The 18,135-nt window shown below is 46.8% G+C and carries 16 protein-coding genes and 1 riboswitch; of the genes, 7 read left to right on the top strand and 9 right to left on the bottom strand.

Features of this window, described 5'->3' with window-relative positions; all coding sequences use genetic code 11:
- Positions 1–14: 14 nt before the first annotated feature.
- The 3 genes from KNQ13_RS06580 to KNQ13_RS06570 form a co-directional block, all read right to left on the bottom strand.
- A complete protein-coding gene (locus KNQ13_RS06580) occupies positions 15–791 on the bottom strand; it encodes a transporter substrate-binding domain-containing protein (protein WP_014969918.1) in 777 nt (258 codons plus the stop codon).
- A gap of 310 nt (positions 792–1,101) precedes the next feature.
- On the bottom strand, positions 1,102–1,527 hold the full coding sequence (locus KNQ13_RS06575) for a BrxA/BrxB family bacilliredoxin (protein ID WP_014969917.1): 426 nt from the start codon (positions 1,525–1,527) through the stop codon (positions 1,102–1,104).
- A gap of 32 nt (positions 1,528–1,559) precedes the next feature.
- Positions 1,560–2,744, bottom strand: coding sequence for a class I SAM-dependent methyltransferase (locus KNQ13_RS06570; RefSeq protein WP_014969916.1), 1,185 nt, complete (start codon positions 2,742–2,744; stop codon positions 1,560–1,562).
- Positions 2,745–2,863: 119 nt separating this feature from the next.
- On the opposite strand from KNQ13_RS06570, the gene KNQ13_RS06565 reads away from it, so the two are divergent.
- Positions 2,864–3,637 carry a sporulation protein gene (locus KNQ13_RS06565; RefSeq protein WP_026831078.1) on the top strand — a complete coding sequence of 258 codons (774 nt, stop codon included), beginning with the start codon at positions 2,864–2,866 and terminating at the stop codon, positions 3,635–3,637.
- An 87-nt stretch (positions 3,638–3,724) separates the two neighbouring features.
- Here KNQ13_RS06565 and tenA read toward each other — a convergent pair whose 3' ends face one another.
- On the bottom strand, positions 3,725–4,441 hold the full coding sequence (gene tenA, locus KNQ13_RS06560; protein WP_034774552.1) for a thiaminase II: 717 nt from the start codon (positions 4,439–4,441) through the stop codon (positions 3,725–3,727).
- Positions 4,442–4,514: 73 nt separating this feature from the next.
- Positions 4,515–4,620, bottom strand: a riboswitch (TPP riboswitch).
- A 189-nt stretch (positions 4,621–4,809) separates the two neighbouring features.
- On the opposite strand from tenA, the gene KNQ13_RS06555 reads away from it, so the two are divergent.
- The 6 genes from KNQ13_RS06555 (at position 4,810) to KNQ13_RS06530 (ending at position 13,704) form a co-directional block, all read left to right on the top strand.
- The gene (locus KNQ13_RS06555) at positions 4,810–5,694 is read left to right on the top strand and encodes a DUF1002 domain-containing protein (protein ID WP_026831077.1); all 885 of its coding nucleotides are present in this window, start codon (positions 4,810–4,812) and stop codon (positions 5,692–5,694) included.
- Positions 5,695–5,974: 280 nt separating this feature from the next.
- Positions 5,975–7,834, top strand: coding sequence for a ribosomal protection-like ABC-F family protein (abc-f, locus tag KNQ13_RS06550; RefSeq protein WP_051590521.1), 1,860 nt, complete (start codon positions 5,975–5,977; stop codon positions 7,832–7,834).
- Between the two features lie 223 nt (positions 7,835–8,057).
- Entirely contained in the window at positions 8,058–9,533 is a 1,476-nt protein-coding gene (locus KNQ13_RS06545; RefSeq protein ID WP_026831075.1) for an alanine/glycine:cation symporter family protein, read from the top strand.
- 120 nt (positions 9,534–9,653) lie between these two features.
- The gene (locus KNQ13_RS06540) at positions 9,654–10,544 is read left to right on the top strand and encodes a diacylglycerol/lipid kinase family protein (RefSeq protein WP_014969909.1); all 891 of its coding nucleotides are present in this window, start codon (positions 9,654–9,656) and stop codon (positions 10,542–10,544) included.
- A gap of 327 nt (positions 10,545–10,871) precedes the next feature.
- A complete protein-coding gene (locus KNQ13_RS06535; protein WP_026831074.1) occupies positions 10,872–11,588 on the top strand; it encodes a peptidoglycan DD-metalloendopeptidase family protein in 717 nt (238 codons plus the stop codon).
- Positions 11,589–11,715: 127 nt separating this feature from the next.
- Positions 11,716–13,704: a penicillin-binding transpeptidase domain-containing protein gene (locus KNQ13_RS06530; protein WP_026831073.1), complete on the top strand. Its 1,989-nt coding sequence runs from the start codon at positions 11,716–11,718 to the stop codon at positions 13,702–13,704.
- A gap of 98 nt (positions 13,705–13,802) precedes the next feature.
- Here the strand turns inward: KNQ13_RS06530 and trpA are convergent, their stop codons facing one another.
- Genes trpA through trpD form a run of 5 tightly spaced genes read right to left on the bottom strand, consistent with a single transcriptional unit; the run spans position 13,803 to position 18,135 of the window.
- On the bottom strand, positions 13,803–14,582 hold the full coding sequence (gene trpA / locus KNQ13_RS06525; RefSeq protein WP_026831072.1) for a tryptophan synthase subunit alpha: 780 nt from the start codon (positions 14,580–14,582) through the stop codon (positions 13,803–13,805).
- Positions 14,582–15,781, bottom strand: coding sequence for a tryptophan synthase subunit beta (gene trpB / locus KNQ13_RS06520; protein WP_026831071.1), 1,200 nt, complete (start codon positions 15,779–15,781; stop codon positions 14,582–14,584). The genes trpA and trpB overlap by 1 nt, the downstream gene beginning before the upstream one ends.
- Positions 15,778–16,356 carry a phosphoribosylanthranilate isomerase gene (locus tag KNQ13_RS06515; RefSeq protein ID WP_026831070.1) on the bottom strand — a complete coding sequence of 193 codons (579 nt, stop codon included), beginning with the start codon at positions 16,354–16,356 and terminating at the stop codon, positions 15,778–15,780. The genes trpB and KNQ13_RS06515 overlap by 4 nt, the downstream gene beginning before the upstream one ends.
- Positions 16,343–17,119, bottom strand: coding sequence for an indole-3-glycerol phosphate synthase TrpC (gene trpC, locus KNQ13_RS06510; RefSeq protein ID WP_026831069.1), 777 nt, complete (start codon positions 17,117–17,119; stop codon positions 16,343–16,345). The genes KNQ13_RS06515 and trpC overlap by 14 nt, the downstream gene beginning before the upstream one ends.
- Entirely contained in the window at positions 17,116–18,135 is a 1,020-nt protein-coding gene (trpD, locus tag KNQ13_RS06505) for an anthranilate phosphoribosyltransferase (protein WP_026831068.1), read from the bottom strand. The genes trpC and trpD overlap by 4 nt, the downstream gene beginning before the upstream one ends.

The following is an 18,135-nucleotide window of genomic DNA, read 5'->3' as shown; positions in this document are numbered from 1 at the left end:
CCTATGCACTACTCTTATTTTGCTTCTTTTTGGAACCATTCTTCTGCGAGTTTATCGATATCCCCGTTGTCGATCATCTTTTTCAACTCCGTATTGAACTCGTCACGCATCTTGTCCCCTTTTTTGAAGGCAACAGCAGAACCCGTTGGACCATCTTCCTTGATTTGGTATGTTTTCAACGAATCATCTTGATCCATATATTTGACGGCAACCGCATCCTCGATGATCAAGGCATCGATCCGTCCTGTGTTCAATTCTTGAATAATTTCCGGAATTTTGTTTAACGAAACGGCTTCGCTGTCCTTGTAACGATCTTTCGCTAATGCTTCCTGGATCGATCCGAGTTGAACCCCGATTTTTTTCCCTTTTAGTTCGTCATCTGCACTGATCGCTTTATCTTTTGTCATGATAAGGTTTTTCGATTCAAAGTAAATATCCGTAAAGTCCGCATTCTTTTTTCGTTCATCCGTCGGTGTCATACCGGCCATGACGAAGTCGACACGACCGGCACTGAGTGCTCCGAGCAGACTTCCGAACTCCATGTCTTCGATTTTCAGGTCATACCCGAGATTTTTTGTGACTTCCTTGGCGATTGCGACATCAAAACCAACGATGTCATCACCTTTTGCTGTATCGATGTATTCAAATGGGAAGTAATCTGCCGACGTTCCCATCGTCAATACTTTGTCACTCGTCTTTGTCGTACCGCCTGTTGATTCTTCTGATGCGCCACATGCTGCCATCGTGACGGCGAGAATGCCTGCCATTGCCGTTGCTACTAATTTTTTCATCAATAAATTCCCCTTCCAACGCTCAATTGTCAGAACTTTAACAATAGTATGACTTATGTTTTTTTCTAATTCAATACTAAAAAGTTCGACCTGATTTATTGCTTTTAGAATATACGAATATTTATTCATTGTAAAGCATAATTATATATAAATAATGCATAAAACTTGTATTTTCTTTGTTATCTTCCGGTAAATATTTTTTTGATAACGCTTTCAATTATTTTCGTTTGGTGTCTTTTTGAATGAGTAGGGTAGCGACTTCATACAAAAAAGCGCTGTTTCCAGATGCAGAAACAGCGCTTTTAATGGATTACGCGTAAATTTCAATCAATGATTCTAACTTCTCGACGACTTCTTCTGCCGTAAAGGATTCAATATCAAACCGTTCGACCATTGAAAGAATATTTCCATCTTGCATCAAGGCGAATGATGGTGATGATGGTGGATATCCTTCGAAGTATTCACGTGCACGATCCGTTGCTTCCCGGTCTTGTCCTGCAAAAACGGTCACGAAATGATCCGGTTTCACACCTTCCATCCGGTTGATGTAGGCTGCCGCAGGGCGAGCAATCCCCCCTGCACATCCACAAACCGAATTGACGAGGACAAGTGTCAGTCCTTCACGTTTCATTGCCTCCTCGACGCTTTCAGCAGTCGTCAGTTCTTCAAAACCTGCAGCTGCTGCTTCTTTACGTGCCGTCTGAACGACATCTTCAAAATACATTTGAAAATCCATTGTATTATTTCCCCCTTATTTCGTTGTCTTCTTTATTGTACGAGTTTCGATGAAATCTGTCCAAGTCTGTCGCTTAATTCACGTTCGAGGTAAGGTTGTGCTTGAAGCAGGTTCCGAAAAGCCAGATACCGATCGATTTTTTCTTCTGATGGCCGTTTCTGATTTTTATAGGCGCGGATCAAGATATTCTTCGGTGTGTGCTCAAGATCGATGAACTCTAACAGTTGAGTCTCATAACCAACGAGCGTCAACAATTCCGCTCGAATTGAATCGGTCGCAAGCGATGCAAATTTTTCTTTTATTAATCCGTGTTGAAGCATCACATCAAGCGGTGAACATTCCAGTTGCCGATTCAGTTCCTTTTGACAACACGGTACGCTGAGAATGACGGAGGCATTCCAATCGACGGCACGGGCTAAGGCAACGTCCGTCGCGACGTCACATGCGTGTAGCGTCACCATCAGGTCCACTTCCGTTTCTTGATCGTAGTCGTGGACGTCACCGACGCGGAACGTCAAATCATCATATCCAAGATCACCCGCGATTTCTGTACATTCTTCGATGACTTCTTTTTTGAGATCCAGACCCGTGATGTTCAAATCAAATCCTTTGACGACCTTCAAATAATGATACAAAGCAAACGTCAAATACGATTTTCCGCATCCAAAGTCTAAAATCCGTATCGTTCGTCCTGTCGGTAATGCCGTGATGCTGTCTTCAACGAATTCAAGGAACCGGTTGATCTGTTTGAACTTATCGTATTTTTGTCGTTTGACTTGTCCATTTTCCGTCATGACTCCTAAACGAATCAAAAAGGGGACCGGTATTCCGTCTTCTAACAAATGACTTTTCTTCCGATTATGCGATAGTTCGGCTTGCAGACGTTCTTTGACCGTCGTCTTAAGCGATACTTTCATCTTCTTCGACAATTGAAATTGCAGTTCTTCCGTCTCGAATCGAAATAAAAATTGACGAAATTCATCAAAATATTCGTCCATTCGTAAAATAAAGTCTTCTATACTTAAATTCTCATGCTTAATGATCCGTTCATGTTGAAACTCTAATTGGATCGCATACGTATCTCTTAATAGAATCGGTTTTAACTTGATTCGACGTAGATCATTCGATTTGAGACGCGGTCCGCTAATCGTCGCGTGTATGAGGGATGTGGCTTGCAGTTTTTCGGTAAGCAAATCTTTTAGTTGGTGTAATTCCACGTATCGTCCCGTCCTTTTTTGTTTGTTCTTTCGAAACTGTAGCAAATTCACTCCCGTTCGACAAGCAAGTCAGCTTTATTTCAAAAACGATTACTTCATTCCTGAAGGAGGAAAACAACATGTTCAAAAAAATTCTTTCCCAAATCGGTATTGGTGCCGCGACGGTCGATACACGACTTGAACAAGACCAGTGTGAACCCGGTGGAACGATTCAAGGTGTCGTTCACATCAAAGGTGGTAGCGTCGATCAGGAAATCGACCGGATTTACCTCGCCTTTAACACTCAATATAAAGAAGAAGTCGGTGACAACACGGCCTTTACGACTTTCACACTCGACCGGTTCGCTTTAAACGAAGCGGCCTTTACGATCGAAGCTGGCGTCGAACGGGAAATTCCGTTTACGCTTCAAGTCCCTTTTAATACCCCTCTGTCTGTCAGTCAGTCCAAATCCTGGATCGAGACAGGTCTCGATATCGCACAAGCCGTCGATCCATCCGACCATGATGCCGTCGTCGTCAAAGCCAACGACCTCCAATCGGTCATTTTGGAAGCGATGGAAGATCTCGGATTCCGTTTAAAAAAAGCCGATACAGAAAAACTTCCGGGGCGTTTCCGAAAAGATCTGCCGATTGCCCAAGAACTCGAATATTCAGCGCGTGGAACACATTATGCGCATAAGCTTGATGAAATCGAAGTCATCATGCTGCAAGACCGGTCCGGTATTGAGATCGTCTTACAAATCGATCGCCGTGCCCATAGCTTAGGCTCACTGTTCAGTGAGATGGCGGGAGCTGACGAAACGATGACGACGCTGTCGCTATCGAATCAGGAGTTACGTAACGCTGCTACCGTCAAACAGCGCCTTGCTGATTTGATCGAACGCCACAGCTAAAAATAATTTACCGACTGGCAAGACAAAGAAAACTGAACGAATCCTCCTTTTCCAAGGTGGGATCGTTCAGTTTTTTAATGTTTTTCTTTAGTTTAGCTCCCTATTCTTTCCTGTCGACGAAGGGGTCTCGATCGTCTGACGATACGTTTGCTCAAACGTCTCTTCCGTCCAGCCCATCTGCCAAAACATCAATTCGTAATAACAACTTTTGACGAAATGTTGTTTCATCCGTTCCCGTTCTTCGGCACTTGCCCGCTCCGCCAAATCATTCAGACGATCGATTTGTTCAAAGACGACCCGCTCGAACCATTCCGAACTGTATGTCTCAATCCATTGTTGATAAATCGGTGAAGCCGGTGTCGCTGCTTGTAATTGTTGTCCGATCTCATAGTAAAGCCAATAACACGGTAAAATAGCAGCGATGGTCTCCCCGAGCGTTCCTTCACTTGCATGGTGCATATGCGAAATATACGCATATGCTGTCGGTGCCGGTTCGAACTCAGCCAACGTATCGTTCGAGATTTCAAGCAGTTCAAAAAACGATTGGTGCAGACTCAGTTCTGCCGCGTAAGTCGATGTCGCATGCTCGGCCAGTTCAGCAATCGTCGCAAAATCGTGGGCTTTCGAAGCCGCGCGGGCTTGAATCTTCGCAAAATGTTTTAAATAATACGCGTCCTGTAAGACGTAATGGCGAAATTTCGCTTCCGGTAAAGTCCCGTCCGCGATGCCCGTCACGAACGGATGGGTAAAACTACTGTCCCAGTACCGTCTTGCTGCTTGTCGAATTTCTTCACTGAATGTCATGTCGTTTCCCCCTTCTTTAATCAAAAAACGCCACACCCGATGTCAGGTATGACGTGAAAAGACCTCATATAAAGAAGGGTTCACGCCACTTCCCTCCGTAAGTCCAAACTTAATCAGGTTCAAAGGGTCCGAACGTCTTCGTCGTCTCAGTCAGCCTACTGACTCCCCTAGTGGTCGCTATTTGATTTGTTTTGATTTTAGCATGATTTAACGTTTAATTGACCCTTTCTCGTCATTTCCATCCCTTTTTTGTACAATGAACATGGCGGAAGGTGGACGTCCGCTCGTCCTTGAGACCGATTCTCTTCTGAAGACGGTCGATTAGACTGAACTTAGTACCTGATACTTAACTTACGGAGGAATTTATGATGATGAATAAAACAATGACATGGACGGCATCTGCATTGCTTGCTACGACTTTACTGCTTCCGACGGCTGCCTCGGCTGAGCAAATCGTCGACAAAACGATTATTACGCTCGGCGAATCACTGGGTGCCAAAGACAAAGCATGGGTCCTGTCGCGCCTGAATGCACCGGAAGGCATCACGCCGATCATCGCGACATCGGCGGACGAAGAAAAATACCTTGGTAAAAACATCCCCCAGTCGCAACGTGGTGGCGGAATGTATTCTTCGGCCAAAATTGAACTGGCTGAAAAGGGAGACGGACTGTCGGTCGCGACTGAAAACATCACCTGGGTGACAAAAGACATGTACTTGAACGCCCTCGTGACGGCAGGCGTGACGGATGCCGACATTACCATCACGTCTCCTTATAAAGTAACCGGCACGTCCGCGTTGACCGGTATCATGAAAGCATACGATCAGACATCGGCGGAGACCGGCATTAAACTGACGGATGAGCGAAAAGATCTTGCCCAACAAGAACTTTCCGTGACTTCAGACGTCGGAAAGACGGTCGGGACCGATAAAGTGGCCGATTTGATGAACGAAATCAAAGCCGAAATCGCAAAACAAAAACCGGAAACAAAAGTCGAGATTGAAAACGTCATCGTCCAAGTCATCCAAAACAATAACATCAATCTGTCAGATGCGCAGATGGATCGCCTGACCGGATTATTCAATCAAATGGAGCAAGCCGACCTGAACTGGGGGCAAATCGAGAGTGGTCTAAAAGATGCGGGGCAGGACATTCAGGCATTTGCCACTTCGGAAGAAACAAAAGGCTTTTTTGCTAAATTATTTGATGCCCTCAGCAGTTTCTTTAACTCGATTGCCGGTTGGTTCAAATAAAAATATCTCTTTCTTCTGTTCGCGCGTCCATGATAAAATGAACCTATCGAAAACGAAAAGGTGGTGTGGAGGAATGGGTTTTGCTGCGTGTAAAGATTGGCTGATCGAACAACTGTATCTGTTACGCGCGATTTTTCATGGAATGGCGTTCTAAGGGACACGTCTGCCCTTTTTAAAGGAACTCCATAGTTGAAAAATAAAGCAAAGCGTATCTTCCACCGTCTGTAGGAGAGTGCTGTTTGCGCTCTCCTTTTTTGATGCGCTAGAGAGGAATTTCTAGATGATGATTTGCGACCTGCAACACCTTACTAAACAATTCGGAGGTGACGACATCTTAACGGATGTGTCCCTCTTTATCGAACAACACGACCGTATCGGATTGATCGGTCGAAACGGAAGTGGAAAAACGACACTTTTACGGTTGATCGCCACACTCGATTCACCCGATGCGGGTGCGATGTATCAAAAAAGTGGTTTGACGATCGGGTATCTCGAGCAGCTTCCGCAGTTTGATCACGTGCTCACAGGTCTGGATGTCTTATGGACCGCATTTGCCTCATTAGTTGATTTACGCCATTCCCTACAACGTCTCGAACAACAAATGGCGACGGAAATCGAGCAGTTGGACCAGCTACTCGAACGTTATACGCTAGCGACAGAAAGGTTTGAACGTCAAGGTGGTTATTTACTTGATTCAAAAGTCGAACGGATGATCAACGGGCTTCACCTTCAATCGCTCCTCTCTCGTCCGTTTCATCAACTGAGTGGTGGTGAACAGACAAAGATTTGTCTTGGACGAATGTTACTTGTGGAGCCGGACCTTCTGATTCTGGACGAGCCGACCAACCATCTTGATTTAGCTGCCGTCGAATGGCTTGAATCCTTTTTAACGAGTTATGCAGGCGCTGCCCTCCTTGTCTCGCACGACCGGGTGTTCCTTGATCGTGTCGTGACACGGGTTGTTGAACTGGAGGACGGACACCTTCATTTGTACCGGGGAAACTATACGTTCTACGTTTCGGAGAAAGAACGTCTTTTGCTCGAACAATTTCATGCTTATCAGGAACAACAAAAAAAAATCAAGCAAATGAAGGATGCTATTCGCCGCCTGCGGCAGTGGGCGAACGAAGCGTCTCCGCCGAGTGAAAAACTGTTTCGAAAAGCGAAGTCAATGGAACGGGCACTTGAACGGATCGAACGGATCAAACGTCCACAGCTCGAAGCCGAGACTCCGGACCTCGTTTTTTCGGCACACGGCAAGACCAGCCAAACCGTCTATCGGTTAGAGGACGTCGGGGTTTCCTTTTCCGAACGTACACTGTTCCAGTCCGTCACGTTTGAAGTGATGGCAAAAGATCGATTGGCCATCGTCGGCGCAAACGGAAGCGGTAAATCGACTCTCCTGCACCTGCTACTCGGAAAGATCGAGCCGACGACAGGTCTGATCTTACGTGGTCCCTCTGTCAAAATCGGTTATTTGTCCCAGCATATTACGTTTCCTGATACGGACCGTTTGATTGATGTATTCCGCTCACAGATCCACGTTGATGAAGGAACTGCTCGCCAACGCCTCGCCCAGTTTCTCTTTTTTGGACCTCGTGTCTTCTTGCCCGTCACGGCATTAAGTGGTGGTGAACGCATGCGTCTGATGCTAGCCATTTTAGTCCATTCCGATCTGAACGTACTCGTCTTAGATGAACCGACGAATCATTTGGATATTGATTCGCGGGACGCCTTAGAAGAGGCTCTGGAATCCTTTGACGGAACGTTGATCGCCGTTTCCCACGATCGTTATTTTTTAAATCGCCTGTTTTCGAAAACCTTATGGCTCGATCAGACGATCGAAGTGTTCCACGGTTCTTATGAATATGCTTCTTCTAAACGGCAGGCACGTTCTGTGACTACCAACACGCATAAACCATTGTCCACGGGTCGTCAGCAGAAAAATCTGATCCAGGCTCCGTTGACGAGTCCACAACTTGAAGAGGCCATTCAACGGTTAGAAGCGGAAGTCGCCCTACTTGCTCAGCAATTAGACATCACCCAAGATTTGATTAAAGTTTCAGAACTCTTTTTGTTACGTGAACAGCTGTCGACACGGATTGATGTTTTGTATGAACAACTTCTCCTGTCAGAGTAAGCTTCTAACCCTCTAGCAGCGCCATTTTCGACCTGTCATATTAATTATGACAGGTCTTTTTTAATCACTTAAAATGACCATCTCTTCTATAAAATGAATAATTAATCTAATTAGATTTCAAAAAAAAGTTTCAAATTTAGCTTGCTAATTATCTGAAAATTTGTATAATTCAACGTATAGCTTTTTTATCTTCACCAAAAAAATCTTAGGAGGAATTTTTCACATGGATGCCTTTCAACAAGCAATACAATCAGGAGTCGATTTCGCGAACAACTTATTATGGTCTTATATCTTAATCGCGGCACTGATCGGAGTCGGCATCTATTTTACGATTCGGACAAAATTCATTCAGTTCCGGTACTTAAAAGAAATGTTCCGGGTGACACTCGATAAAAATGAAAAAACGACGGATGACGAAGGAGAAAGCATCACATCGCTCCAATCGTTTTTCATCGGGGCAGCGACACGAATCGGTACGGGTAACCTAGCCGGTGTGACGATTGCCATCACGCTCGGTGGACCGGGTGCCGTGTTCTGGATGTGGATGGTCGCTTTACTCGGTGGAGCAACAGCACTGATTGAAAGTACACTTGCTCAAGTCTATAAAGTCCGCGATACAAAAACAAATGCTTACCGCGGCGGACCTGCTTACTACATCGAAAAAGGTTTGAAAAACCGGGCGCTCGGTATCGTCTTTGCGATTTTGATCGCCGTCACATTTGGTCTGATCTTCAACTCGGTTCAATCAAACACGATTGCAGCAGCATTTGATAACGCCTTTGGAGTCAACAAAGCCGTCGTCGGCGGCGTACTCGTCGTCTTAACAGGACTCGTCATCTTTGGAGGCGTCCACCGTGTCGCGAAGTTCTCTGCGATCGTCGTTCCGGTCATGGCGTCACTTTATCTCATCGCCGCTCTCTTCGTCGTCGTTACGAACCTGACAGAACTTCCTGGTGTCTTCGCGATGATCTTCAAGAGTGCCTTCGGAATCGAACAGGCTTTCGGTGGATCGGTCGGAGCTGCGATTTCACTCGGCGTCAAGCGTGGTCTCTTCTCAAACGAAGCCGGTATGGGATCAGCACCAAACGCAGCTGCTGCGGCTGAAGTCTCACACCCTGCGAAACAAGGATTCCTCCAGACACTTGGTGTTTTCCTCGATACGTTGATCGTCTGTACGGCAACTGCTGCCATCGTCTTACTCAGCGATAGTTATGCGTCTGGTAACGGCGAAGGCATCGAGATGTTACAAAATGCGTTAGGTGAACAACTTGGTGCAATCGCACCTGCTTTCATCGCCATCTGTGTTTTCCTGTTTGCTTTCAGTTCGATCGTCGGCAGCTACTACTACGGTGAAACGAACATCGAATTCATCAAAAAGAGTCCGGCTGCGATTTTTGGCTTCCGGATTGCCACGATGGCCTTTGTCTTCATCGGTTCCGTCCTCAGCCTCGGGATGGTTTGGAGCTTTGCCGATCTCTTCATGGCGGGTATGACATTGATCAACTTGACAGCCATCTCACTTCTAGGTGGAATCGCTCTTAAAGTCATCAATGATTACCAAGAACAACGGAAACAAGGACTTGACCCTGTCTTCTCCGCAAAAGCACTTGGCATTGAAAATACAGAGTGTTGGGACGAAGAAGAAGTGGTCCGTCCTGCAGCAGGTGAAGCTTCACCGCCACCAATCGCGCGTCGATAATGTGATCTCCCCCCTTGCACATCACGATTCCAGTGATGTGCAAGGTTTTTTTCTGTCTAGGATTATGTTTAGGTCATGTTGGGAAAATAGAAAGAGTTAGATTCAAAGGAGGAACTGAACTTGTCAAAAGTCATGCTGATCATCAATCCATCATCTGGGAAAGAACTCGGGAAAAAACATGCGGAATTTGCTGAAGGTACGTTAGCACAACGATTTACGGAAGTCGATGTCCGCTTTACAGAAAAAGAACTGGATGCGACGCAGTTCGCGAAACAGGCCGCTCAGGAACGATACGATGCTGTTGTCGCCATGGGCGGAGACGGAACGGTCAATGAAGTCATCACGGGGATCGCGGAACAAGACTACCGCCCGACGCTCGGTATCGTTCCACTCGGCACGGTCAATGACTTAGCACGTGCCTTGAACATTCCGACTGATCCACAAGAAGCCATCAGTATTTTAGAAGACGCCCCTTCTCGTCCGCTGGACATCGGAAAGTATGATGATCATTATTTCATGAACGTCATCGCTGTCGGATTGATCGCTGAAGCTGTCGAAGAAGTCAGTGTCGAGCAAAAAACGTCACTCGGTTCTGTCGCTTATTTCATCGAAGGATTAAAAGCGTTTAAAGATCATAGTCCCTATCCGATTCAATTGACGGCAACCGAAAAATCATTTGACGGTGAAACACCGCTTTTAATCATTTCCCTGACAAATTCAGTTGGAGGTTTCGAATCGTTTGCTAAGGAAGCACGTGTCGATGATGGACTATTACATGTCTTCATCATCAAGCAGCTTGGCTTCTTTGATGCTCTTCAAGCGTTACCGAAACTATTGACAGGTGGTATCGCAGATGCCGATCAAGTCGATTATTTTACGACAAAAGAAGTCCGTATCGATTCGAAAGAACATCTCCCGATCAACGCGGATGGCGATACGGCAGGACATCTTCCGATTACCGTTCAGGTCTTAAGTCAACATTTGACCGTTTTTGCACCTGTTTCCAACTAAGTCTTTTTTCCTATATACGTGAGGATGCGTTTTTTTGCATCGTCACGTTTTTTTATGTTTATTCAAAAAACATCTTATTGATTCTATTTTGTTAAAATTAAATTTAGTTTATAAATGAAATATTTACCATTACAATATATGTTATACAACTATAATCTTGCAATGAAACTGAAATATTTCTGTGTTATTCGCGATGCTATAATCATTCTATCAAGAAAATATTTATACATATTAAATACATAATGCTCTGTATCTTACAACTTTGAAAGGGCTTGTTCCCTTACATAATCGTCCGTCGCCTTTCACACTTCTAGGAGGAACTTCTACATGAAACGCATGATTACAACTATGACAATGACAGCACTGATGGTTTCAGGTTTCGCTACAACGACTACCCAAAAAGTTGACGCAGCGACAACGTACAAAGTAAAAGTAACAGCAGATGGCTTACGCGTTCGGACGGGCCCTTCGACCGCTTACAAGGTCGTCGGTAGTGTCAATTCAGGACAAACTTTCAATTATCTAGGTGTTTCCGGCTCATGGACAAAAATTTCTTACGGTGGTACATCACGTTACATCTCTTCTACATACGCTAAAAAATACAGTGTCACAACTGCGTCAAAAGCATCAAGCGGCTTTTCCCGCCCTGCTAGCGGACGAATCGCACAAGGATACGGTGCCGCTAGCGGCACGTATGGTTACACATTCCATAATGGAATCGACATCGCTGCTCCGACCGGTACCCCTGTTTATGCGTCTGCTGCCGGTACGGTCATCACATCACGGTATTATGGTGCTTACGGCAACCACATCATGATGAAACATACAGTCAACGGGTTATCTTATACGACGGTATATGCTCACTTGAGTAGCCGAGCTGTTTCCGTCGGACAAAAGATCGCCAAGGGTTCAAGAATCGGGAATATCGGCAATACCGGAAACTCTTTTGGATCACACCTTCATTTTGAAATGCACCGGGGAAACTACGTTTACAGCGCTTCTTCTGCTGCAAACAGTGTCAATCCACTCAACTACTTTAACTAATCGTTTTGTTGATCTCACGCGAATGTCCTCATTCGCGTGTTTTTTTCGTGTTTCGTTCGAGATGAAATCCCGGGGAAAGAATGGTACGGTGGTAACAAATACTATGTTGTTCAAAGGAGGAAACATCTTGAAGCCGACAATCCCGCTCCTACTTTCAACTACGCTCGGTCTCGTTGTTCTGACCGGTTGCCAGGATGCACCGACAGCGGAGGAACGATTAGATGCCTATATCAAGTTATGGGAAAAACAAGATTACGACAAGATGTATGCTGAGTATGCCAGCGAACAGACTAAAAGTACCTATGGTAAAAAAGAATTCATTGAACGGACCAAAAAGTTAGCCGCTTCATTGGACATCGAGGAGCTTTCCGTAAAACGGTTGAAATCGACGGAAAATGAGGATTCCAAAAAAGCAAGCTTACCCGTCGAGATTTCGTTTGAGACGTTAGCAGGAGCTGTTTCCTATGACAAACAAGTTCCATTGACGTTCGAAAAACAGAGGGACTCGGAAAACTGGTATATCGATTGGGATTCATCCTTTGTCCTGAAGGGTTTCAAGAAAGACGATCGTGTGCAGTTAACGACTCTTGAGGCGAAACGAGGCGACCTCCTCGATTCCGAAAAACGACCACTCGCGACGACGGATACAGGGGCTCAAGTCGGGGCGATCGCAGGACAACTCAAAGATGTTTCGACACTTGCGAAATTACTCGATCGACCCGTTTCCTCGATCGAAGATGCACTCGGTGCAAGCTGGGTCAAAGACGGACAATTCGTTCCGCTGAAGACCTATGCTGCTGACGCCAAATCACAACTGACACGACTCGAGCAAGTCGATGGTGTCGGTATCAAGGAAACCGAAGTGAGGACGTATCCATTCGGCAAGGCGACTTCACATTTGATCGGATATACTGGTTCCGCGACAGCAGATGAGATCAAACAATCAAAACAAACGATTCAGGCCGGGGAACAAGTCGGAAAACGAGGACTCGAACAGGTACTTGATGAGACATTACGCGGCACGGCCGGTGCCCGGATCGAGATCATTAAACCAGATGACACAACCATTGATGTAGCTGAAACTGAAGCAAAGGATGGACAGGACATCCAGCTGACGATTGACGGCACATTACAACAACAGACGTACAAAACGATGAAAGACGATCCAGGAACAGCAGCCGCAATCGATCCACGGACCGGTGAGACCCGTGTGCTCCTCAGCTCACCTGGGTTCGATCCGGCCGAGTTCACGACCGGGATTTCCCAAGCGCGCCTTGATGCGTTGACAAAAAATCCGGATCAACCCTTACTCAATCGTTTTACGAGTGCATTCGCACCCGGCTCGACCCAAAAACCCTTGACGGCAGCAGTCGGCCTCAAGAGTAAAACGCTTGATCCCGAAAAAGACTACACGATTGACGGGTTGAAAACAAAGATCGATGGTTTTAACGTCACCCGGATTCACGAGACACCGGATCCTGTTAATCTGCATAATGCCTTGGTCTACTCGGACAATATCTATTTTGCGAAATCAACGTTGGAACAGATTGGAACGGAAGCCTTTACGTCCGGTCTTGAAGCGTTAGGATACGGAGAAAAGATTCCCTTCACGTATCCGATGCGTGCTTCACAAATCTCAAACGATGGTTCGATTGCGTCTGATGGTCAATTGATGGATACGTCTTATGGGCAAGGCCAAATGTTGACGAACATCCTCCATCTGGCTTCGATGTACGAAATTTTCCTGACAGACGGTATCATTTATCGACCGACATTATTGACGGAAGAAACAACCAAGCAGGTTTGGAAAAAAGACGTCCTCGATGCCAAGGATGCCGCGATGATCCGGGACGATCTCTATGACGTCGTCCATGCCGGGTATCCACTTCCGGCAGACATTCCAGAAGTCAAGGTCGCCGGAAAGACCGGGACGGCCGAATTGAAAAAGGCAGGCGAAGAAAACGGGCAAGAGAACGGCTTTTTCGTCGGTTATGATGATGACAAAAAAGACTTACTCGTCGCCATCATGATTGAGTCCGTCGAACAAGAAGACCGCGGGAGTCCATACGTGTCTGGTCTTGTCGCAGATGTCTTGAAAAGTCACGCTGAAAAATAAAATGATTTCACTACAAAAAGGGTGCCCGGATTTGAAATCCGGGCACCCTTTTTTGAATTTCAACGACTGACTTGTCAGTCCACCCTTTTCAAATCAACTTACACCGTCACATCCGGTAACCGGGCAGCCATCAACTGTTCGATGGCCACTTCATCACCTTGGTGCAATAACTCGACGATTTTGCTCCCGACGATGACGCCGGCAACACTTGTGCTGAGTTGACGGACATGTTCCGGTGTACTGATCCCAAAACCAGCTAAGACAGGAACCGGGCTCAATTGAGCGACTTTCGCCAAATGCTCTTCTAATGCATCACCGAAGTGCGTTTGCCCCCCTGTTGTCCCGTTGACCGTGACGGCGTACAGGAATCCTTCACTATGGGTTGCCAGTTTCTCAATCCGTTCGATCGGACTCGTCAAGGACACGAGTTGAACAAGGGCGATCTCTTGTTTGTTGCGTCCGGCAAAAAACTGATTGCTTTGCTCAAGTGGCAAATCCGGAATGATTAAACCATCGACTCCAACTTCACGACACGTGGCAAGGAAGCTGTCGATCCCATACCGGAAAATCGGATTTAAATACGTCATGACGACAATCGGAACGGTCGTCGACTGTCTCGCCACTCGAATCGCTTCTAAAACATCTTTTAGACTGACCTGTTTTGCCAAAGCACGTAATCCGGCTTCTTGAATGACAGGACCATCCGCGACGGGATCAGAAAACGGGACACCCACCTCAATCGCCGTCGCTCCTGATTTTTCAAGAAATGCCAAGATGGCGGGCAACCGCTCGATTCCTCCATCCCCTCCCATCACATAGGGAATAAATGCTTTTTCACCACGTTGATTAACAGTGCGGATTGCTTGTTCTAAACGCATCAGGCTTCCCCCTTCAAAGCATTTCTGACTGTCATGACATCTTTATCGCCGCGTCCTGACAGACAGATGACGACGACTTCTTCCGGTTGCATCTCTTTGGCAAGTTCTGTTGCATGAGCGATGGCATGCGCCGTTTCAAGCGCTGGAATGATGCCTTCTTTTTGACACAACAATTGCAGGGCATCCAGTGCCTGTTGATCCGTGACGGCCTCATACTGGACACGGCCAATATCTTTTAACAGACTATGTTCGGGACCGACACCAGGATAATCCAGTCCGGCTGAAATCGAATGGGCTTCCGTCACTTGACCATGGTCATCTTGCAACAGATACATCATTGAGCCATGTAAGACCCCGACTTCCCCTTTTGACATCGTCGCTGCGTGTTTATCCGTATCCAGTCCACTTCCCGCTGCTTCGATGCCGTATAACGCGACGTCTTCATCCTCGATGAACGGATGGAACATCCCGATTGCATTACTTCCTCCGCCGACACAAGCGACGATCGCTTCCGGTAATTTCCCCTCTTTTTCAAGGATTTGTGCCCGCGTCTCTTGACCGATGATGGCTTGGAAATCACGGACGATTTCCGGGAACGGGTGTGGTCCGAGGACGGAGCCCATCAAGTAATGCGTATCATCGACATGTTTGACCCAGTAACGTAACGCTTCATTGACGGCATCTTTTAACGTCCGGCTCCCTTGTGTCACGGAAACGACTTTCGCACCCAGTAACTCCATCCGGAAAACGTTCAGTTCCTGACGGCGAATATCTTCTTCTCCCATGAAAATGACACATTCTAAATCAAGCAGGGCACAGACGGTCGCCGTCGCGACACCATGTTGTCCGGCACCCGTCTCCGCTACGATTTTTCGTTTCCCCATTCGTTCAGCGAGCAGTGCTTGACCAATCGTATTATTGATTTTATGAGCACCTGTATGATTCAAATCTTCGCGTTTCAAATAAATTTTTGCCCCACCGATGGCTCGTGTTAAATGCTCGGCATAATAAAGTGGTGTTTTTCGACCAACATAGTTTTCGAGCAAGTCATTCATCCGTTCATAAAAAGTCGGGTCTTCTTTCACTTCCGCATAGGCTTGTTCGAGTTCAAGAACGGCTTGCATCAAGGTTTCCGGAATATAACGTCCTCCGTAGATTCCGTATTGTCCCAGTGCATCCGGTTGTGAATAACGTGTCATTTGAAAGTCTCCTTTACGGCATCCGTGAATGCCTGCATTTTTTTCAGATCTTTTTGACCATTTGTTTCAATCCCACTTGAGACATCGACTGCAAACGGATGATACCGTTCGATGACGTGTTGGACATTGTCCGCCCGAAGCCCCCCTGCGACAAAGATTGGTTGATCCGCTTGTAGATCCGTCGTCCAATCAAACGTCTGTCCGCTACCGGCTTCCGGTGCATCGAACAAGACATAATCGGCATCGGGATGAATCGATGAGGCCGCATCTGCAGGGAGCGCTTGAATAATCGGGACGTGTTGATCGCGGAACAACTCGTCCGATACTGGACCATGCAGTTGAATCAAGTCCAATCCGACCTGCTCAATCGTTTCATCGACTTCCTTTCGTGTCGGTGAGACGAACACGCCAACGACTTTTACATCGACCGGGATGTGTTTCCGTAAAACCGCGGCTTCTAAACGTGTGACTTGCCGTTTGCTTGGTGCAAAAACAAATCCGATATAGTCTGCCCGTTCAGCCGCATATTTCACCTCTTCGATCCGTTTTAAGCCACAAAACTTAATGCGTGTCATGATGCGCCCCACTGACAGTTTGAATGAACTCTGCCGGATCGTCTGCCCGCATCAACGTTTCCCCGATCAAAATGCCATCTGCTCCGGCCGCATGTAACATTTTGGCTTCTTCTATCGTCTTGATGCCACTTTCGCTGATATAACGGACATTTTCTGATTTTGCCTTGAGCAACTGGAGTGATGTTTCCAGGTTCACTTCGAATTTTTTTAAATTACGATTGTTGATGCCGATGATTTTGGCTTGTAACCGTTCTGCTCGTTCCAGTTCAGTTGCATCATGGACTTCAACCAACACTTCGAGTCCATTCGCATACGCATAGTCATACAAATCGTGTAACGTCTCATCGTCGAGCGCAGCGACGATCAACAGAATCAAACGTGCACCATGTGCTTTGGCGACATCGATTTGAATCCGGTCAATCATGAAGTCCTTACACAAAACAGGGACATCCACTGCTTGGGCGACAGCTGCCAGGTCTTGCATGCTCCCTTTAAAATACGTTGCATCCGTCAAGACCGAGATGACGGTCGCTCCACTCGCCGCATACCGTTTCGCTTGTGCCACCGGATCGACATTTAGTGAGATGTCGCCTTTAGACGGCGAAGCCCGTTTGATTTCCGCGATGACCGATAGATCCGTTCCACCAAGCGATTGATGAATGGTTGGCGTAAGGGAGGGACGCTCGACCAAAGGAAGACCCTCTAGTTTCAACTGTTGCACTTCAAGTCGTTTCGTGTCGATGATTCGGTCTAAAATATTCATCCGATTGCCTCCTGTCGTTTCATGCGTTGCAAGTACTGTAGTTTTTCAAAGGCACGACCGGAATCGATACTGTCTGCCGCGTGTTCAATCCCTTCACGAATCGTTTGGACCCGTCCTTCCGCAAACAGGGCGATCCCGGCATTGAGCAGGACGGTATCCCGGTATGGACCCGCTTCTCCGTGTAAGACCCGTAATAAGATATCCGCATTTTCAGCTGCCGTCCCACCGCGGATGGCTTCAATCGGTGCGACCTGCAGACCGACTTCTTCCGGATGTAAACTGAACCGGATCAATTCGCCTCGATCGAGTAAAACCAATTGATTTGTACCCGCTAACGACGCTTCATCCATCCCACAGGCGCCATGGAGAACGATGGCTCGTTTTCGTCCTAACCGATGTAACGTCAAGGCCATCGTCTCAAGCAAATCTTCCCGGTAAATCCCCAGCAACTGCGTTTGTAAAGGTACCGGATTGGTTAAAGGACCAATCAAGTTGAAAATCGTCGGAATCCGTAAGTCACGTCGCACCTTCATGATTTGTTTGACACGGGGATGCATCCGTTGGGCGAACAAGAAGGCAATTCCATTCGTTTCGAGTAAGTCCGCGATTTCTTCCGGTGTCACATCAAGCGGAACCCCTAACGCCTCGAGCACATCCGCACTTCCGGTCTTGCTTGAAACACTCCGGTTGCCATGTTTTGCGACCTTTGCTCCGGCACCGGCTAAGACAAATGCTGCCGTCGTGCTGATGTTAAACGACTGGGATCCGTCTCCCCCCGTGCCACAGTTGTCGATGAATCCACTGCTCGTGACCGGAATGGCAAGCGCAACTTCGCGCATGATCGAGGCCAGTCCCGCTAACTCTTCTGCCGTCTCACCTTTGGCTTTTAATGCGACCAGAAACGCTGCGATTTCACTGTCCGTCACATCCGTGTCAAATAGCTGACGGGCAGCTTGTTGCATTTCTTCATATCGGAGATGATGTGCGTTCGTCAATTTCGTCAATACGTCCTTCAT

Source organism: Exiguobacterium sp. s128, from assembly GCF_018618815.1.
GTDB classification, from domain to species: Bacteria; Bacillota; Bacilli; order Exiguobacteriales; family Exiguobacteriaceae; genus Exiguobacterium_A; species Exiguobacterium_A antarcticum.
Note: the sequence above shows the minus strand (reverse complement) of the source record. Positions and strands in the feature narration are given on the sequence as shown.